Source organism: Georgenia sp. Z1344 (genome assembly GCF_057652375.1).
In genome coordinates this window covers 2,578,414-2,596,600 of the sequence record NZ_CM172728.1, presented here as the reverse complement: position 1 = coordinate 2,596,600, position 18,187 = coordinate 2,578,414, and the positions used below count along the sequence as shown (strand labels likewise).

13 protein-coding genes are annotated in these 18,187 nt (G+C 75.6%); 8 read left to right on the top strand and 5 right to left on the bottom strand.

From position 1 onward, the window contains the following. Positions 1-31: 31 nt before the first annotated feature. The 6 genes from AC24FB_RS11750 to AC24FB_RS11725 all read left to right on the top strand — a co-directional run bounded on the left by AC24FB_RS11750 (position 32) and on the right by AC24FB_RS11725 (position 4,701). Positions 32-622, top strand: coding sequence for a TetR/AcrR family transcriptional regulator (locus AC24FB_RS11750; RefSeq protein WP_425715480.1), 591 nt, complete (start codon positions 32-34; stop codon positions 620-622). After that, entirely contained in the window at positions 619-1,770 is a 1,152-nt protein-coding gene (locus tag AC24FB_RS11745; RefSeq protein WP_425715479.1) for an alpha/beta hydrolase, read from the top strand. The genes AC24FB_RS11750 and AC24FB_RS11745 overlap by 4 nt, the downstream gene beginning before the upstream one ends. Then, positions 1,767-2,159 carry a hypothetical protein gene (locus AC24FB_RS11740; RefSeq protein ID WP_425715478.1) on the top strand — a complete coding sequence of 131 codons (393 nt, stop codon included), beginning with the start codon at positions 1,767-1,769 and terminating at the stop codon, positions 2,157-2,159. Before AC24FB_RS11745 ends, AC24FB_RS11740 begins: the two co-directional genes overlap by 4 nt. Before the next feature lie 88 nt (positions 2,160-2,247). Beyond that, the gene (locus tag AC24FB_RS11735; RefSeq protein WP_425715477.1) at positions 2,248-3,195 is read left to right on the top strand and encodes an aldo/keto reductase; all 948 of its coding nucleotides are present in this window, start codon (positions 2,248-2,250) and stop codon (positions 3,193-3,195) included. 178 nt (positions 3,196-3,373) lie between these two features. Further along, a complete protein-coding gene (locus AC24FB_RS11730) occupies positions 3,374-4,036 on the top strand; it encodes a hypothetical protein (RefSeq protein ID WP_425715476.1) in 663 nt (220 codons plus the stop codon). A 269-nt stretch (positions 4,037-4,305) separates the two neighbouring features. Next, entirely contained in the window at positions 4,306-4,701 is a 396-nt protein-coding gene (locus AC24FB_RS11725) for a hypothetical protein (protein ID WP_425715475.1), read from the top strand. Positions 4,702-4,783: 82 nt separating this feature from the next. Here the strand turns inward: AC24FB_RS11725 and AC24FB_RS11720 are convergent, their stop codons facing one another. The 3 genes from AC24FB_RS11720 to AC24FB_RS11710 all read right to left on the bottom strand — a co-directional run bounded on the left by AC24FB_RS11720 (position 4,784) and on the right by AC24FB_RS11710 (position 8,804). Continuing rightward, a complete protein-coding gene (locus AC24FB_RS11720) occupies positions 4,784-6,907 on the bottom strand; it encodes a heavy metal translocating P-type ATPase (RefSeq protein ID WP_425715474.1) in 2,124 nt (707 codons plus the stop codon). Between the two features lie 88 nt (positions 6,908-6,995). After that, positions 6,996-7,589, bottom strand: a complete 594-nt coding sequence (locus AC24FB_RS11715) for a dihydrofolate reductase family protein (protein WP_425715473.1) — start codon at positions 7,587-7,589, stop codon at positions 6,996-6,998. A gap of 168 nt (positions 7,590-7,757) precedes the next feature. Next, on the bottom strand, positions 7,758-8,804 hold the full coding sequence (locus tag AC24FB_RS11710; RefSeq protein WP_425715472.1) for a zinc-binding dehydrogenase: 1,047 nt from the start codon (positions 8,802-8,804) through the stop codon (positions 7,758-7,760). Between the two features lie 49 nt (positions 8,805-8,853). On the opposite strand from AC24FB_RS11710, the gene AC24FB_RS11705 reads away from it, so the two are divergent. Continuing rightward, the gene (locus AC24FB_RS11705; RefSeq protein WP_487560222.1) at positions 8,854-9,465 is read left to right on the top strand and encodes a TetR/AcrR family transcriptional regulator; all 612 of its coding nucleotides are present in this window, start codon (positions 8,854-8,856) and stop codon (positions 9,463-9,465) included. 52 nt (positions 9,466-9,517) lie between these two features. Further along, entirely contained in the window at positions 9,518-10,918 is a 1,401-nt protein-coding gene (locus AC24FB_RS11700) for a phosphotransferase (RefSeq protein ID WP_425715470.1), read from the top strand. A 3-nt stretch (positions 10,919-10,921) separates the two neighbouring features. On the opposite strand, the gene AC24FB_RS11695 is transcribed toward AC24FB_RS11700, so the two are convergent. Together AC24FB_RS11695 and AC24FB_RS11690 are read right to left on the bottom strand one after the other, a co-directional pair. Further along, on the bottom strand, positions 10,922-14,593 hold the full coding sequence (locus AC24FB_RS11695; RefSeq protein WP_425715469.1) for an ATP-dependent helicase: 3,672 nt from the start codon (positions 14,591-14,593) through the stop codon (positions 10,922-10,924). Continuing rightward, entirely contained in the window at positions 14,590-18,063 is a 3,474-nt protein-coding gene (locus tag AC24FB_RS11690; RefSeq protein WP_425715468.1) for a PD-(D/E)XK nuclease family protein, read from the bottom strand. Before AC24FB_RS11690 ends, AC24FB_RS11695 begins: the two co-directional genes overlap by 4 nt. Positions 18,064-18,187 lie beyond the last annotated feature (124 nt).

The window sequence follows — 18,187 nt, the reverse complement described above, 5'->3', positions numbered from 1 at the left end:
GCCGGCAACTTACCGGTGGTAACTTTCCGGCATGCACGCGAGCTACCACCACGGCGACCTGCGCCGCGCCGTCCTCGACGAGGCGCTGCGCGTCGTCTCCGCCACCGGGCCCGAGAGCCTCTCCCTGCGCGCGATCGCCGCCGCGATCGGCGTCTCGCACACCGCCCCGCGCCACCACTTCGGCTCGCGGGACGGCCTGCTCACCGCGATCGCCACCGAGGGCTTCGACGGCCTGGCCGACGCGCTCGTCGCCACCCGCGAGTCCGGCGGCGCCTTCCTCGACGTCGGCGTCGCCTACGTCGAGTACGGCACGACCCACCCGGCGCACTTCGCCGTGATGTTCACGCCGGACCTCCTGCTCGACGACCCGGAGCTGACCCGCGCGAGCGAGCGCGCCTTCGACGAGCTGCGCGGCGGGGTCGAGGCGATGAGCGCGAACGGCCGCATCGAGGACGCGCACGCCGCCGTCGTCGCGGGGTGGTCGCTCGTCCACGGACTCACCACGCTCGCCCTCACCGGCAACCTCGAACGCGCGGACCTCACCTCCGGCCGGCTCCCCGACCCGGACGTCACCGACCTCGCCCGGCGCGCCGCGGGCATGCTCTTCGGGTCGCCGACGTGACCACCGCCCCGCCCCGCGAGCGCCGCGCGCACCAGCGCACCGGCCTGCGCACGGTCCGCGCGGCCGGGCTCGGCGTCCTCGCGTTCACCGGGACCGCCGCGCTCCTCCTGCTCGCGTCCTCGCTCGCGGCACCGGGATGGAGCCGGGCGCCCGTGCTCGACCCACCGGACACGGTGCCGGTCGCGGATCTCGGCCTGACGACACCGCCGACCGGCGGCTTCACGGTCACCTCCGACGTCGTCGCCCCCACGGGGGCCGACGCCTGGCTCGCCCTGCCCGACGACGGCGCGGACGTCGCCCTCGTCCTCCAGCCGGGCGCCGGGGCCGCCGACCGGGACCGGATGCGGGAGGTCGCCGAGCACCTGGCCGCCCTCGGCATCGCCGCCCTCACCTACGACAAGCGGGACACCGGCCCCTCCCCCCTGACCCGCGACTACCCGGCCCTGACCGCGGACCTGGCCGCCGCCGTCGATCATCTCCGCGAGCGGACGGGCGCCGGGCACGTGGGCATCCTGTCCGTCTCGGAGGGCGGGTGGCTGGCGCCGGCCGCCGCGCGGCTGACCGACGTCGATCTGCTGATCCTCGCCGTCGCCCCCACCGTCACCCCGCTCGAGCAGGTCTCCTGGATCGCCGACGCGCGCATCGACGGCGCGCCCGACTGGGTCCGGCGCATCCCGGCGACGGCCCTCGCCTCCGGTCGCGACCGGTTCGACTACACGGACACCGTCCCGGTGCCCGACCTCGCCGCGCTCGACGTCCCGGTGCTCGGCCTGTGGGGTGCCGAGGACGGGATCGTGCCCGTCACCGAGGCGGTCCGACGCTCGCGCGCGGCTCTCGACGGACACCTTGTTGCGGTCTCTCTGCCCGGCGTCGGGCACGAGCTGCCGCCGGAGGCGCTCGACCTCGCGGCCGCCTGGCTCGCGGCAGGAGCGCCCACGCCCGACGACGGCGGCGCGGACGCGCCGGAGGCCCTCCTCCACGGCGCCGCCCCGTCCCGGCTGCTCGGCGTCGCGGAGCTCCCCGACGCCCGCTGGTTCATGCACCCGCTCCTCCACCTCGCCGTCTCGGCGCTCGTCACGACGCTCGTCGTGCGGCGCGCGCTCGGCCACCACGCACTCCCGCTCCCCCTCCGAAGGGCCCGATCATGACCGACCTCAACGCCGGGATCGTCCTGCTGACCGTGGTCGCCATCGCGTTCGGCGGGAGCTTCCTGCTCCGCGTCGTCGGTGGCGACGTGCCGGCCAACGAGCTCCAGCGCACCTACTTCCGGGCCGGCCACGCGCACGCCGGCGTGCTCGTCATCCTCGGCCTCGTCGTCGGGCTCTACCTGCGGGGCGCCGAGGTCCCCGCGTGGGCGGAGGCGATGTCCGGCGGGGTGCTGCTCGGCGCGATCCTCATGCCGCTCGGGTTCTTCCTGTCCGTCATCGGCCGGGACCCGCAGCGCCCGAACGCAATGCGCTGGTGCATCGCCGCCGGTGGGATCTCAGTGGTGGTCGGCGTGATCGGGGCGGGCGTCGGGCTCATCCTCGCGGGCTGAGCAACCCCGCAGGAATGCGTGCCCCCAGGTCGTCGTTGTTGCTCCCGGTGCCCAGAGCACCGCAACCGCACCCGATGAAAGGTGACACATGCCTGTCCTGCCCCGGACCGACCTCGACATCTTCCCGCTCACGCTCGGCACCAACACGTTCGGCTGGACCTCGGACCGCGAGGCCTCCTTCGCCGTGCTCGACGCGTTCGTCGCCGCCGGCGGCAACCTCCTCGACACCGCGGACCTGTACTCCGTGTGGGTCGACGGCACGGGCGGCGTGTCCGAGCAGGTCATCGGTGACTGGATGGCCGCGCGCGGCAACCGCGCCGACGTCGTGGTCGCCACGAAGGTCGGCGGCCTGCCGACCCGCCCGGGCTTGAGCCGCGAGAACGTCATGGCTGCCCTGGACGACTCGCTGCGCCGCCTGCAGACCGACTACGTCGACCTCTACTACTTCCACTACGACGACGAGAAGGTCGCGATCGCCGACCAGGTCCGCACCGCGCACGAGCTCGTGGAGTCCGGCAAGGTCCGGCACATCGCGCTGTCGAACCACTCCCCCGAGCGCATGCGCGAGTTCTTCGAGACGGCGACGCGCGAGGGGCTGACCGTGCCGGTCGCCATCCAGCCGCAGTACAGCCTCCTCCACCGCGCCGACGTCGAGAACGGCTACGGCGCGATCGCGCAGGAGTTCGACGTCGCCGTCCTGTCGTACTTCTCGCTCGCCTCGGGCCTGCTGACGGGCAAGTACCGCACGGCCGAGGACCTCGAGGGCGCCGCCCGCAAGGACTTCGCCTCCGGGTACCTGGGCGATTCGACCTTCGGCGTCGTGGACGCGCTCGTGGAGATCGCCGAGACGCACGGCGCCGAGCCCGCGACCGTGGCGCTCGCCTGGCTGCTCGCCAAGGGCGTCACCGCCCCGATCGCCTCGGCCAGCAAGGTCGAGCAGCTGCCGGCCCTCATGGCAGCGCCGTCGCTCACCCTGACCGAGGACGAGATCGCCCGGCTCGACGCCGCGTCGCAGCCCTTCGCCCAGGCGGCCTGACCCACCCCATGGGTCTGGCCCACGCGTCGGCCTCACCCACCGCCGGGCAGTGCCTCCGCACGACGACCGGCCGCACGGCCCCGGACGAGCCCCCGCTCGTCCGGGCCGTCGCCGTCTCCGACGGCCGCCGGTCGGAGCGATCTGCGGTCCCGGACCCGCACCCCGTACGGTGGAAGCCGTGGCCTCGGACCGGAAGCGACGACGCGCGGCCCGCCGCATCAAGGCCGGCGACGGCAGCGAGCTCAAGCGCTTCCGCTGGTGGCAGCTGTTCTTCCGCTCGCTGTTCCACGCGCGCATCCCGGACGCCGCCGGCGAGGCACCCATCTGGTCCGTCGACGTGCGCCACGGCGGTGACTCCAACGGCGAGGTCTGGGCCGTGCTCTACCGAGCGGGGAAGCAGCACGCGCGGTCGAAGCCCCCGGCGCTGTTCCCGGTGCCCGGCGGGACCATCGAGGTCGCGACGAGCGGGTACGGGCTCCGGCGCTGCCACTTCGTCGCCCACGACGGGACGGAGTACCAGCTCTCCCCGGACCCGCGCTCGGCCGAGGGGCGCCGCGCGCGGCTCGAGCACAACCACCCGGGAGCGAGCCGCCTCATCGGGGCCGTCTCGTGGACGATCCTCGCGGTCGCGCTCGTGCTCGGGGTGCCCCAGCTGGTCCAGGAGATCTCGCAGATCCCGCCGGTGGCCGAGCGGTTGGGCACCTTCACGTCCCCGTTCCAGCTGCCCGCCTGGTTCAACTTCTCGCTCGTGGTGGCCTCACTCCTGGCCAGCACCGAGCGTGCGCTCCGACTGCGCCACCACTGGCTTCTCGACGGCGGGCTCTTCGACGGCGAGAGCTAGCGGCTCACGCTCCCCGCAGGTGCACGTCGAGGTCGTGACGATCGGCCGGGAGCGGTTCGATGTCGGTGGTGGGTGCGAGGGTCGGACCCGGCGGCGCGGCGTCCCCCAGCTTCCGCGCCACCACACCCCACCGACACCCGCTACGGGAACCGGACCGCCCCCTGCCCTGGAGCCCCCATGACACGTCCGCACCCCAGCTGCGGACCCGGGGCGGGCGTGTCCCGACCTGGACCGCGGTCCTCACGGGTGCCGGTGGCCTTGCTCTCGGAGTGGGTGCCACCCTCGCGGTCGTCGCCCTGAGCGGTACAAGTTCCGCGGAGGCCGGGTCGACGGACGCGCCGGCGGGGCCGTCGGCCGCCGAGATCGCCATGAGCGCGGCCGCCACCGAATGCGCGGCGGCCGAGACCGAGGGCCTCGCAGCCGTCGACGACGGCCGGACGATCACGTTCGACAACCGTGGCGGCGAGGACGTCTTCGGCGCCGACTACGCATCGATCAGGTGCGTGCTCGACGCGCTCGACATTCCCGCGAGCATCGATACCCACATCGGGCAGACGACCTCGCTCGACGGCCGCCAGACCGCGGAATGGAACGGCCTGCAGATCCAGTGGTCCTACCACCCGGACCGCGGGCTCGACGGCCTCGTGACGATCGTCGACGGCTGAGCCACTCGGCCGGGGAGGGCCGACACCCACCGCACCGTCCGTCCCCCTCGTCCACGCATCCGACACATCCGGGGCCCGGACCTCACGCGCGCTCGAGCACGATGCGCGCGCTCGCCTCGGGCGACAGGTCGAGGCGGCGGAGCGTCTGCGCGTTGAGCGCCACGACGATCGTCGAGAGCGACATGAGGATCGCCCCGACCGACATCGGCAGCACGAACCCGATCGGCGCGAGGATGCCGGCCGCCAGCGGCACCGCGAGGAGGTTGTAGCCCGCGGCCCACCACAGGTTCTGCCGCATCTTGCGGTAGCTCGCCCGGGACAGCTCGATGACGGAGAGCACCGAGCGCGGGTCGGAGCTCGCGAGGACCACCCCGGCCGAGCCGATCGCCACGTCCGTCCCGGCACCGATGGCGATGCCGACGTCGGCCCGCGCGAGCGCGGGGGCGTCGTTGACGCCGTCGCCGACCATCGCCACCGTGCGGCCCTCGCCCTGCAGCGAGGCGACCTTCGCCTCCTTGTCCTCCGGCCGCACACCGGCGAAGACCCGGTCGATCCCCAGCTCGGCGGCGACCGCCTCGGCGACGGGCCGTGCGTCCCCGGTGACCATGGCGACCTCGACGCCCAGCGAGTGCAGGGCGTCGACGGCCTCGCGGGACTCGGGTCGGACGTCGTCCGCGAGGCGCAGCGCGCCGACGACCTCGTCGCCGATCAGGACGTGGAGCACCGTCGAGCCGTCGGCGCCCCAGTGCTCCGCCACCGGCATCGGCTCGGCGCCGCGCTCGGTGAGCAGGTGCGGTCCGCCCACGGACACGCGTGCGCCGTCGACGTCGGCGCTGACGCCGACCGCCGGCGAGGCGGTGAACCCGGTGGCCGCCGGGACGTCGAGGCTCCGCTCGGCGGCGGCTCCGACGATGGCGCGTGCCAGCGGGTGCTCGCTGTCCGCCTCGGCGGCCGCGGCCAGGCGCAGGACGTCCTCCTCGGAGCGGCCGGCGGCGGGATCGACCGCGGTGACGGCGGGCTCGCCGCGCGTGAGCGTGCCCGTCTTGTCGAACAGGACGACGTCGACCGTGCGCATCAGCTCGAGCGCGAGCCGGTCGGTGACGAGCACACCGCCACGCGCAGCGCGCTCGGTGGCGATCGAGACGACGAGCGGGATGGCGAGGCCGAGCGCGTGGGGGCAGGCGATGACGAGGACGGTGATGACCCGGACGACGGCGGCGTCCGGCCTGCCGAGCGCGAACCACGTGATCGCGGTGAGCGCCGCGGCCCCGAGGGCGAACCAGAACAGCCATCCCGCGGCGCGGTCGGCCAGGCGCTGGGCCCGCGAGGTCGAGTTCTGCGCCTGCTCGACGAGCGAACGGATACCGGCGAGCGTCGTCTCGTCGCCGGTCGCCGTGACCTCGACGCGCAGCCCGGAGTCGGTGGCGACGGTGCCCGCGACCACCTGGTCGCCGGTCTCTCGCAGGACGGCGGCCGACTCGCCCGTGACGAGCGACTCGTCCATGCTGGCGGCGCCGTCGACGATGCGACCGTCGGCGGGCACGGTGGCCCCGGGGCGCACGACGACGACGTCCCCGACGACGAGGTCGGCCGGCGACACGCGCACGACGTCGTCACCCTCGACCCGCTCGGCCTCGTCGGGCAGGAGGGCGGCGAGGGAGTCGAGGGCGGAGGAGGTGCTCGCGAGCGAGGCCATCTCCACCCAGTGGCCGAGCAGCATGATGACGACGAGGAGGGCGAGCTCCCACCAGAACGTCAGCTCGCCCCGCAGCAGTCCGAGGTGCGCACCCCACGAGGCGAGGAGGGCGACCGTGATCGCCATGGCGATGAGCAGCATCATGCCGGGCGTGCGCGACCTCAGCTCGTCGACACCGCCGGTGAGGAAGGGGCGGCCTCCCCACACGTACATGACCGTGCCGAGCACGGGGGCGACCCAGGTCAGCCAGGTCGCGTCCGGGAGCGAGTAGCCGACGAGGTCCGCGAACATCGGGTCCAGGACGGTCGTCGGGATCGCGAGCACGAGCATGATCCAGAACAGGCGCCGGAACTGGGCCACGTGGTCACCGTGACCCGCGTGCCCGCCGTGCCCGACGTGCTCGCCGTGACCCCCGTGGCCTTCATGGTCACCGTGACCCGCGTGCGCGTCATGCCCGGCGTGCGCGTGCCCGTGGCCTCCACCGCTGCTGTGCTCCTGCTCGACCGACATGCAGCCACCATATACCCCCCGAGGGTATAAAGCACGAGCGGGTGGGCGCACTCTACGGTCCCGACCCCGGCCCGCCGGGAGGCCCGGGCTAGCGGTTCGCCGGATGCAGGATGGGGCGGTAGACGAGCACCGTGGTGCGGCCGTCGAGCGTCGTGCTCTCGAGCAGCTCGAGGTCGAGGTCCGGTGCGCCGGCGAGGATCGGGCTCGTCCCCGTCACGCCCGAGACGACCGGGAAGAGCGTCACCTGCAGACGGTCGACGAGGCCCGCCGCAAGCAGGGACCGGTTGAGCGTCAGGCTGCCGTGCGAGCGGAGCGGGACGTCGGACGACTCCTTGAGGCGGGAGACGACCTCGACGCCGTCCCCGGCGACGATCGTCGCGTCCGGCCAGTTGACGGGGCCCGCCAGGGTGGCGGAGACGACCGTCGCCGGGGTGTCCCGCATGCGGGTCACCCAAGGGTCGAGGGCCTCGGACCCCGGTGGAGGGTCCGTGAGCATGTCGACGAACTCCGTGAAGGTCGTGGCACCGAACACCATGCGCTGGTCGCGGTCGAACGACGCTCGACGATGCTCGAGGAGCTCGGGGCCCTGCTTGCCCCAGTAGCCGCCCCAGTCGCCTCCGGGCCCGTAGGAGCCGTAGCCGTCGAGGGTGGTGAAGAGGTCGATCGTGTAGGTCGCGCTCATGGCTTCCTCGCCCTTCGTTCCCGCGGACGCGCCGCGCCGACGCGCCGGACCGGTCGACCCGCGACCCTGGCCGCCGCCACGTTCACCCGCCCGACCGGGGCACCGGCGAGCGAGGATCACGAGCCGCACTCAACATAGCGCCCGCGTCGTTCCGCCGGACAGGAGCGGTCAGATCGAGTCGACCACCAGCTTGCCGACGTGGCGGCGCGACGCGAGCTCGTCCTGCGCCTCGCGGATGTCCGCCAGCGGGTACGTCGCGGCGATCACGGGCCGCACGCTCCCGGCCCGCGCGATCGCCACGAGGGCGCGGAAGTGCGCCGGGGTGTGCATGCTCGAGCCGACGATGCTGCGGTTGTGCAGGTAGAGGCGGCGGACGTCGACCGCGAGCTCGTGGCCGGCGAGGGCGCCGGCGACGATCCACCGCCCGCCGTCGCGCAGCCTCTCGATCCCGTCGGCCACGCCCGTCCCGGCGACGACGTCGAGGACGGCGTCCGCACCACCGGGCGCGACCGCGTCGGCGCCCGGGCAGGTCCCGGCGCGCCGGTCCACCACGGCCCGCGCGCCCGCCTGCCGCAGGACGTCCTCGTTGCCGCTGCTCACGGCCACGACGTCCGCCCCGCGCGCCGCGGCGAGCTGGACGAGGGCGAGCCCCACGCCGCCGGACGCGCCGGTGACCACCACGGTCTCGCCGTCCGTCACACCGCCGCGCTCGAGCATGCCGAGGGCCGTCCCGTAGGCGGTGGGCAGGGCGGCGAGCTCCGGGTCCGTCAGCGGCGAGTCGTCGACCGGATGCGCGCGCACGGCCGGGACCGCGACGTACTCGGCGAACCCGCCGTCGCACTCGCTCCCGAGCAGGCCCACCGGATGCGCGTCGTCGCCGCCCCCGTCGTAGATCGCCGGGTCCACGAGGACGCGCCGGCCCTCCAGCGCGGGGTCGACGCCGGGACCACGCCCGACCACGGTCCCGACCACGTCCGCCCCCTGGATGCGCGGGAAGCCGATCGGCCCGCGCCAGCCCGATCGGGCGTCCGGGTCGCCCGGCCTCCCGTACGCGCCCTCCCGCGTCCACAGGTCGGTGTTGTTGAGCGCCGCCGCGCCGACGCGCACGAGCACCTCGCCGGCCCCGGCTACGGGCACCGGCACCCGCGCCGGCTCGACCGCCTCCGGACCACCGTGCCGACGCAGCACCGCCGCGGCCATCGTCTCCTCCGACATGGTCTCCTCCTCCCAGACTTCACCGATCGGTGAACTAGACTTCGACACTATGGTTCACAGATCAGTGAGGTCAACCCCCCTCGACATCGACACCCTCACCCCCGCGGCGCGGCGGATCCTCGACGCCGCGTCGCAGCTGTTCTACGACCGCGGGATCACGGCCGTCGGCGTGGATCTCGTGGCCGAGCGGTCCGGCGTCACCAAGCGCACGCTCTACGACCGGTTCGGCTCGAAGGAGGTCCTCGTGGCCACGTACCTCCGTGACCGCGACCGCCGGTGGCGCGCGCTGGTCGAGGAGACGGTCGCGGACGCCGAGTCTCCGGTCGAGCGTGTGGTCGCACCCTTCGCCGCGCTCGTCGCGTGGTCCACCACCAGCCCGCGCGGCTGCGCGTTCATCAACGCGCTCGCCGAGCTCCCGGACCCGGACCACCCCGCGCACGCCGTGGCGGCCGACGAGAAGCGGTGGCTACTCGACCTGCTCGAACGCCTCGCGACGGAGGCCGGGCTGGCCGACCCGCGCGACCTCGCGCTCACGCTCGCCAGCCTGCACGAGGGCGCGCTCGCGCTGCTCGGCGCCCTTCCCGAGGTCGATCCCGTGGGCGGGGCCCTGCGGAGTGCATCCGCCCTGGTGAGTGCTTCGGCACGCCCGGACATCGGCTGAGCGGCGGCGCGCCAGCCCCACCGCCCCCGGGGGCAGCGCCTAACGTGGGCGCGTGACTCGCTCGCCCATCGCTCTGGCTGCGCTCGCGACCCTGGCTGTGCCGGGGCTCGACGTGGTGGCCACCCGACCCCCGGTCCGCGCCACCACCGACTTCCAGACCACGGGTGTCCTCGACGCCCGCGGTCGCCACTGGGTGGTCCGGATGCCGCGCACCGCGGCCGCGGGAGCGTCCCTCGAGGGCGAGGTCGCCCTGCTCGAGCGGCTCGGCGAGCGGGTCGACGCCGGGGAGCTGCCGTTCGACGTCGAGCGGCCCGCCGGCTTCACGGTCCTCCCGGAGGGCGGCCGCGCCATGGTCTCCCGCGAGCTGCCCGGCCGCGCGATCGACCCCCGCGACGTCGAGGAGAGCCCGGCGCTCGCCGAGCACCTCGGCCGCGCCCTCGCCGCGCTGCACTCCCTCGACACCGACCTCGTCGGCAGCGCCGGCCTGCCCGTCTACGACATGGCGGCCTACCGCGCGCGCCGACTCACCGAGGTGGACGAGGCCTCCCGGACCCGTCACCTGCCCGCCGAGCTCGTCCACCGCTGGGAGTCGGCCCTCGAGTCGGACGACCTGTGGCCCGCCGCCACGACGGTCGTCCACGGCGACCTCGACGCCGAGCTCGTGCGCGCGTCCGAGGACCGCGTGGTCGCGATGTCCCAGTTCGGGGACGCCCACGTGGGCGACCCGGCCGAGGACCTCGCCTGGCTCGTCACGTCCGTCGAGCCCGACAGCGTCGACGAGGTCCTCGCGTCCTACGCCCGGCACACGGCGGCGCCGGAGGACCCGTTCCTCCTCGACCGCGCCCAGCTCGCGTCGGAGCTGCTGCTCACCCGCTGGCTGATGTTCGGGCTGCGTACGAAGGACGACGCGGTGGTCGGCGACGCCCGGGAGATGCTCGACGAGCTCGCGCGCGACGTCGCCGACGCCCCGTCCATCGGCGCCGAGATGCGCGAGCACCTCGGCCGCTCGGCCTCCTCGGGCCCGGTCTCCTCCGGCTCGTCCCTGGCGGGCGCCGCCGCGGCCGGGGGGCCCGGGAACGGGGGCGGGTCCGACGCGCACGGGGACGCTCCCGCGCAGCACGGCCACGGCGGCGGGACCGACGACGACCCGTGGGGGCACGGCCGGGTCGACGTCGACGCGGCGGCCGACGTCGGGGAGTCGTTCTGGCCCGAGCCCGGTGAGGACGGAGCGGCCCACGGAGCGGGCCCCGACGACGACGCGCACCGGGGAGGCGACGCGCCCGCTCCCCGCGACGACGGCTCGGGGGCCCGGCTCGACACCGAGGCGTGGCCCGCGTTCGACGTCCACCCGGGCGAGCCCACGGAGACGCCCGGCGTGCCGGAGCCGACGGCCGCGACGGCCGACCTCACCGAGGAGTATGAGCAGTGGCGGCGCGAGGGCCGCGAGATCTGACTCCTACGCGCCGATCCGCACCCCGTTCTCGATCGCTGACCTGATCCGTGCCTCGACCTCGGCCTCGCCGTCGGTCCGCGCGGGGATCGTCTCGGCGTGGAGCACGTAGTACAGGTGCGCGCGCACGTCCTCGATCGGGACGTTCTTCGCGCGCGACCAGGCGAGCCGGTTGACGTCGAGCTGCAGGAGCTTCGCCGCCCGATCCTTCACCCCGGGCACGCGCCCGGTCTTCCAGTCGACGATCTCGACCGTGCCGTCGTCGTTCGCGTAGACGGCGTCGATCCGGCACCGGAGCACGACCGGCCCGACCCGGACCTCGACGGGCTCCTCCACCGCGGTCGGCCGGCGGCTCCCCCACGCGGAGGACTCGAAGGCCTCCTGGAGCCGGCGGAGCTCGCGCTCGTCGTCCGGCGCCGCCGAGGTCGCCACCGGGTCCTCGCCGTCCGCCCCGGCGCCGCCGCCCGCCCGGGCACCGTCCGCCGATCCGGTCGACCCGGCGAGACCCCCGAGCAGCGAGTCCGCGTCCCCGACGTCCGGGTCGAGGCCGAGTGCGCCGCGCTCGGCGTCGTCGAGGTCCGGGACGAGCCCGGTGAGGACCTCCGACTCGAACCGGTGCTCGACCCACTCGTGGAAGCGGGTACCGAGGTCGGCCTCGCGGCGCGGCGCCCGGGGGATCGGCCGGAGGATCTGGCGCGCGAACCACTCCGGGTCGCTCGCGAGCGAGACCAGGCCGGTCGCGGCGAGGTGCTCGCCGAGCGGCACCTCGCCCCGGCGCGCGCGCAGCTCGTCGCGCTCGGCGAGCAGCAGCGCGGCCGCCCGGTCCCAGCGCGAGGCGTCCGCGCCGTCGTCGAGGTCGGTCGGCCCCGCGGCGGCCGCCTCCACAGCGTGGGCGGCGGCCCGGCTGCGGCGCGCCGCGGCTCCCTGCTGCTCGGGCGGGAGCGGCCAGGTGCCCGCGCGGACACGGCCGATCTGCGCGTTCTCGGTGGGGGCGTCCTCGGGCCGGTCGAGGACGTGGTCCTCGAGCGCCACCACCGCGCCGGTGTCGACCGCCTCGTCGAGGAACGGCGAGCGGAACCGCTCCGTCGTCGTCTCCTTGGTGAAGCTCGCCCAGGTGAGCAGCAGCTCGCTGCGCGCGCGGGTGACGGCGACGTAGGCGAGGCGGCGCTCCTCGGTCAGGGCGTGCTGCCCGGCCGCCCGCTTGAACTCCTCGATCGCGTCGTCCATCCCGTGCTGGTCGACGGCGCCCGTGAGCTCGAGCTGCGGCAGCCGGTCGGCGTCGCCGCGGACGCTCGCCGGGAGCTTGCCCTTGTCCGTGAGCCACGCGGACGCTGTCGGGACCCATGCCTCGGGCCCGTCCCTCGTCGACCCGTCGACCTTGGGGAACGACTTCAGCGAGAGGCTCGGGATCGCCACGACGTCCCACTCGAGTCCCTTCGACCGGTGCATCGTCAGCAGCTCGACGACGCCGCGCTGCGCGTCCTCGGCCTCCGTGCCGTCCGGCGCGTCCCCGAGGCCGTTCTCCTGCTCCTCCGCGCGGTCGAGGTAGCCGAGGAAGCCGGCCACCGATGCGCCGTCGACACCTGCGGCGTACGTCCGGGCGATGCGGACGAGCTCGTCGAGGCCCGCCCGGGCGGTCGCCGGGTCCTCGGTGGACGCCGCGACGACCTCGAGGTCGAGCCCGAGCGCCTCGACCGCCACGCCGACGGCGTCGTGGACGGGAAGTCGCACGGCGGACCGGATGCGCGCCAGCGCCCGCGACAGCTCGGTCAGCCGGCCCCGCGCCGCCTCGGTGAGCTCGTGCCCGGCCGAGGCGAACGCGTCGCGCGGCAGGTGGTCGATCGCCTCGGCGAGCGACTGCTCCTGGCGCGGGTCGATGGCGGACTCGTCGCGGTCGGCGCCTGCGTCGCTCGCGTCCGCACCGGAACCCGGCCCGACCCCGGCGGCCCCACCGGGACCGTCGACCGGCACCGCGCCCGCCGCGGCACCGTCGGAACCCGAGCCGTCGGCACCGGCCTCCGCGCCCTGCCGCAGCCCGAGCCGGGCGATGTGCCCGGCCCACGCCCACAGGGTCCGCAGGTCGGCCAGCCCCAGCCCGAGCCCGGTGACGAGCCGGACGAGCTGGTCGCCGCGCGTGGGGTCGACCGCGACGGCGAGTGCCGCCCGCACGTCGAGGATCTCGGGGCGCGTGACCAGGCCGCCGACGCCGACGATCCGGCACGGCACGCCCTCGAGCCGCAGCGCGTCCTCGAGCAGGGCGAGCTGGGCGTTCGTCCGGGTGAGGACCGCCGCCGTCGGGCCCGTGCCCGGCTCTGCGGCCTCGGCGGCGAGGAACGGCTCGTACCAGCGCTGCCGGAGCGCGTGCGCGAGCCCCTCCGCCTCGTCGACGTCGGTCGGGAACCAGGCGCCGAGGACGGTGCCTACGCCCGCACCGGGCCGCGCGCCGAGCGTGGGCAGGTCCCGGCCGGCGCCGGACCGCAGGGGCGCGGCCACGGCGTTGGCGACGTCGAGGATCGCGTGGTCGTTGCGCCAGGACACCGCGAGGCTCCGCACGGTGGCGGGCTCGGCGCCGCCGAACCGCTCGGGGAACTCGTCGAGGGCCGCCGCCGAGGCGCCGCGCCAGCCGTAGATCGACTGGTGCGGGTCGCCCACCGCCGTCACGGGCCACCCGCCGCCGAACGCCGCAGCGAGGAGGTCCGTCTGGGCCACGGAGGTGTCCTGGTACTCGTCGAGCAGGACGAGCCGGTACCGCGCGCGCAGCTCGTCGCGCACCTCGGGGATCTCCGTGACGATCCGGCGGGCGGCGTCGGCGATGTCGGCGAACGTGGCCACGCCGGTCGCCCGCCGCTCCGCCCGCAGCGCCTCGACCATCTCGAGGAGCTCGACCCGGGCGAGGTGGCTCGTGGCGACGTCCTTCACCTCCTTGCTCGGGCCCTTCTTGCGGCCGGACACGGGGGCCTCGAGCAGGGTCGACGCGGTGGCCTCGAGCTCCTCCCGGAGCAGCCGGGGGGTGAGGTCCGAGGCGAGCAGCGAGGTCATCTCCGCGTCGAGGGAGAGCACCGCCTTGACGAGGGTGGACAGCGCGGCGTCGGCGCCGTGCACGAGCGGGCCCGTCCACCCCGCGACGACCCGGTGCGCGAGCTCGTAGGTCTCGGCCGCGGTGATGAGCCGCGCGGTGGGGTCCAGGCCGAGGCGCAGGGCGTGGTCCTTGTAGATCGCGCCGGCGAACGAGTCGTACGTGCTGACCTCGGGGCGCTCGGCCTCGAGGTCGTCGCGCGGCTCGGTCCGCCGCTGCCCGAGCGCCCGCCGCAGCGTGCCGAGCCGCTCGCGCAGGCGGACGTCGAGCTCACCGGCCGCCTTGCGGGTGAACGTGAGGCCGAGGACCTGGTCGGGACGCACGAGCCCGGCGTGGACGAGGTGGACGACGCGCAGCGACATCGTCTCGGTCTTCCCCGAGCCCGCGCCCGCCACCACAAGCTGTGGCTCCATCGGGTGCGCCATGACGGCCGCCTGCTCGGCGGTGGGCAGGTACCGGCTGCCGAGGAGCCGGGCGGTGTCCTCCGGCGTCACGGCGGTCTCCGACGTCGGGCTCGTCCCGGAGGCCGCACCCTCGCTCGACGCCGCACCCGCGCCCGACGCGTCGCCGGCCCCGTGCCCGTGCGCTCCGTGGGTGCTCATGTGCTCTCCTCCGTGGTCCCGTCCCCGCCGACGCGCCGGCCCGAGGTCTGCAACGGGCACGACGTCCTGACCTCGCAGAACCCGCAGTACTTGTTGGTCCGCACGTGGACGGCGGACCCCGACATCTCGGTGACCGCCTGCCCGATCAGCTCGTGCGCCCACGTGCCCTCCGGCGCGCCGAGGGCCTCCTGCTCCCGCTTGGCGACCGTAACGTTGCTCGTCCCCAGGTAGACGAGCCGGGCACCGGCGGGCTCGGGGCCCTCGCCCCTGCGGTGCTGCTCGAGCAGGGCCACCTGGTAGGCGCCGAGCTGCGCGTGCTGGTCCGCCTCGGCCTGGGAGATGTGGTTGCCGGTCTTGAGGTCGGCGACGACGACCCGGCCGTCCGACTGGGTCTCGAGCCGGTCGATCTGCCCTTTGATGCGGGCGTCGCCCACCACCACGTCGACGTCGACCTCGGTCCTGACCTCGGCGTCGGTCGCCGTGTACTGCGCGAGCTTCTCGATGAGCCGCTCGGCCTTGGCTCGCTCCTGGTCGGCCGCGAGCCCCTCTCCCAGCTCGAGCTCGTCCATGCGGGCGTCGAGGGCGGCGCGGAGCTCGTCGTGCGTCCCGTGCGGGTGCTGCTCGGCGATCTCGTGGACGAGCGTGCCGAGCGCCTGGCTGCCGGAGTCGGCGCCGCGCCCGCCGAACCGGGTGAGCGCCCACCTGAGTCCGCAGGTGGTGACGGACTCGATCGCGGACGGGCTGACGGTGACGGGCTCGTCCCCGGAACGCAGCGGCGCGTCGGTGGTCGGCTCGTGGGCCAGCGCCCAGCCCCGCGGGTCCGCGCCGGCCACGCCCTCGGCCCGCAGCCGGGCGAGGACCCGGGCGGCGTCGGCGTCGCCGGGGTCGGCGGTGAGTCGGTGGCGCAGCCGCGCGACGAGCTCGCGCAGGTCCCGGGCGACGAGCTGCTCACGGTCCGCCGGGCGGGGGCCGGAACCCGGGACGGCGCCCGACGACGAACGTCCCGCCTGGCCCGCCGTCGTCCGTCCCGGTGCAGCGGACGTGGACCCGCCGCTCCCGCCCGCTTCTCCGGGACGGCCGGCCGCGGCGTCCTCGACGGCGTCGGCTCCGCCGTGGTCATGCCCCTCCTCGCCGGGCCCGGCCGCGTCCTTCGCGAGCAGCTCGTGGAAGAGCGAGGGGCCCGAGTCGGGGCCGTCGACCGCGGTGACGAGGAGCCGGGTGGTGGCCCGCGAGGCCGCGAGGACGAGCTGGCGCAGCTCGTCGTCACGGACCTCCTTGCGCGCCTCGGTCCAGCGGTCGGCGCCGTCGCCGCGGCCGGTGACGACGTCGACGAGTGCCTGGCTGCCGAGGATCGTGTCGCGCCGGCGCAGGTCCGGCCAGACGTCCTCCTGCAGTCCGGCGACCACGACGAGGTCCCACTCCTGCCCCGCCGCCTGCGCGGGCGTGAGCACCTCGACGAGGTCGCGGCGACCGGACTGCGCCGCGAGCGTGTCCTCGGCGACCTTCCGGCTCTCGATCCGGTCGACGAACCCGAGCGCGCCGGCGCCCGCGCCGCGCAACTCGTACCGTTCGGCCGCGTAGAACAGGGCAAGGACGGCGTCGAGGTCGGCGTGCGCCTGCGCGGCGCCGGCACCGCCCTCGATGGCCCGGGACTGCCACGGCTCGGCCAGCCCGGACGCGTCCCAGGCGGCCCACAGCATCGGCGTCGGTCCCGCGCCGCCGGCCAGCGCCTCGCGGGTCCGGACGATCACGCGGGCGACCCGCTCGAGCGGGTCGGTCAAGGGCGCGGGCATCGATCCGGGCAGCGCCGCGACGCCGCCGGTCTCGACCGCCCGGGTGGCCTCGAGGAGCACGGTGTCGGAGTCGATCGCGCCGCCCCGGGCCTCGCTGGCCGCCCGCAGGGTGCGCATGAGCCGGCGCAGCGTGACCGGGTCGGCCCCGCCGACGGGCGAGAGCATGAGGTCGCGCAGGGCGGCGCCCGTCGGGCCCTCCGCGGCGGCGCGTACGGCGGCGAGCAGCGGGCGGACGGCCGGCTCGTCGCGCAGCGCACCAAGGCGGCCCGGCGAGACCGGGACTCGGCGGGCCCCGAGCAGGGACCGGATCGCGCTCGCCTGCCCGCTCGTCCGCACGATGACGGCGCACCGCGCGTAGGGCACGGCGTCGACGAGGTGCGCGTGCCGCACGGCGTCCGCGATCGCGTCGGCCTCGATCGCCGCGGAGCCCAGCGTGAGCACCTCGACCGGCGGGCCAAAGGCCGGCGCATCGTCTGCCGCCACACCTCCGGCCGCGGCGACCGGACGGCGACCGCGCGCGGCACCGGCCGCATCACGGTCCGCACCGGCGACGTGCGATCGGCGTCGGGCCACGCCCGGTCCCCCGGCGGGGAGCCGTTCAGCGAGCCGGGCTACGGCCGACCGGAGCGCGGGCGTGCCGCGGTGCACCTCGGGCAGGAGCCGGACCTCGGCCCCGAAGCCGCCGTCGGCGTACCCCGCCGTCGCCTCGCGCACGAGCGAGGGGCTGCCGCCGCGGAAGGTCTGCACGGCCACGTCCGGGTCGCCGAGCAGGACGAGCCGGGCGCCGTCCCGCACGAGGACGCGCAGGAGCCGGGCGGTCGAGCGCGTGGCGTCCTGGTAGTCGTCGACCACCACGAGGTCCCACCTCGGCGTCTGCGGCACGTCGGTCGCCGAGGCGCGCACGCCTATCGGCGGAAGGTGCCACGAGGCGAGGACGAGCGCCGCCTCGTCCACCAGGCGCGCGGAGTCGTACCGCCGGAAGCGACGCTCCGCCCCGCGGCCGCCAAGGGTCGGGGCGTCGTCCGGGTCGTCCTGGTGCCCGAGGGTCTCGCGATACTCCTCGAGGACCGCGGCCACGGCGGACCAGGCGGGGCGGTCGTGCCGCGCGGCGAGCAGGCGCAGGTCCTCCGGCTCGAGGGCGAGCTCGCCGGCCCGGGCGAGGATGTCGCGCAGCTCGTGGCGGAACGCGTCCAGGGCGAGGGCCTCCTGGGGGACGGAGTCCGACCAGCCCGGCCCGCGCACCTCGCCCGAGGCGTGGCCCTCGAGGAGCTCGGCGAGGATGCCGTCCTCGTCCGGCCCGGACAGGAGTGCGGGCTCGGCGCCGCCCCAGTAGGCGGCGTGCTGCCTGAGGAGGGCGAACGCGAAGGAGGTCGGCGTGACGACCTGCACCGCGTCGTCGTGCGCACCGGCGCGGCGGGCGACCTCGTCCCGCAGCCGGCCGGCGACCCGGCGCGACGGGCTGAGGAGCGCGACCCGCCGTCCGGCGCGGGCGGCCTCGACGACCGTCCGCACCGCCAGCGTGGTGCGCCCCGAGCCGGGGGCGCCGAGCACGAGGAGGTGCGGGCCGGCACCGGATGCGACCTCGTCCGCCACCGCGCGGGCCGCCGGTGCGAGCGGGACCTCGGCGGCCTCCGGGGCGGTGTCGAGGCGCAGCCGAGGACGGACCGGGGAGGGCATGCGGACATGCAACCACGCAGGTCCGACATCCGGGCGCGCCCGAGGGGCGGTCCGCGCACGGACGGTCAGGGAGCTCGAGGAGCCGTCCACGTCCGGGCCCACGCGGAGCCCAGGACGCCGTCCG

Bases quoted from the DNA above. Each gene is read 5' to 3' on its own strand.
- AC24FB_RS11750 (WP_425715480.1), top strand. From the start codon at position 32: ATGCACGCGAGCTACCACCACGGCGACCTGCGCCGCGCCGTCCTCGAC.
- AC24FB_RS11740 (WP_425715478.1), top strand. From the start codon at position 1,767: ATGACCGACCTCAACGCCGGGATCGTCCTGCTGACCGTGGTCGCCATC.
- AC24FB_RS11735 (WP_425715477.1), top strand. From the start codon at position 2,248: ATGCCTGTCCTGCCCCGGACCGACCTCGACATCTTCCCGCTCACGCTC.
- AC24FB_RS11720 (WP_425715474.1), bottom strand. From the start codon at position 6,907: ATGTCGGTCGAGCAGGAGCACAGCAGCGGTGGAGGCCACGGGCACGCG.
- AC24FB_RS11715 (WP_425715473.1), bottom strand. From the start codon at position 7,589: ATGAGCGCGACCTACACGATCGACCTCTTCACCACCCTCGACGGCTAC.
- AC24FB_RS11710 (WP_425715472.1), bottom strand. From the start codon at position 8,804: ATGTCGGAGGAGACGATGGCCGCGGCGGTGCTGCGTCGGCACGGTGGT.
- AC24FB_RS11705 (WP_487560222.1), top strand. From the start codon at position 8,854: ATGGTTCACAGATCAGTGAGGTCAACCCCCCTCGACATCGACACCCTC.
- AC24FB_RS11695 (WP_425715469.1), bottom strand. From the start codon at position 14,593: ATGAGCACCCACGGAGCGCACGGGCACGGGGCCGGCGACGCGTCGGGC.
- AC24FB_RS11690 (WP_425715468.1), bottom strand. From the start codon at position 18,063: ATGCCCTCCCCGGTCCGTCCTCGGCTGCGCCTCGACACCGCCCCGGAG.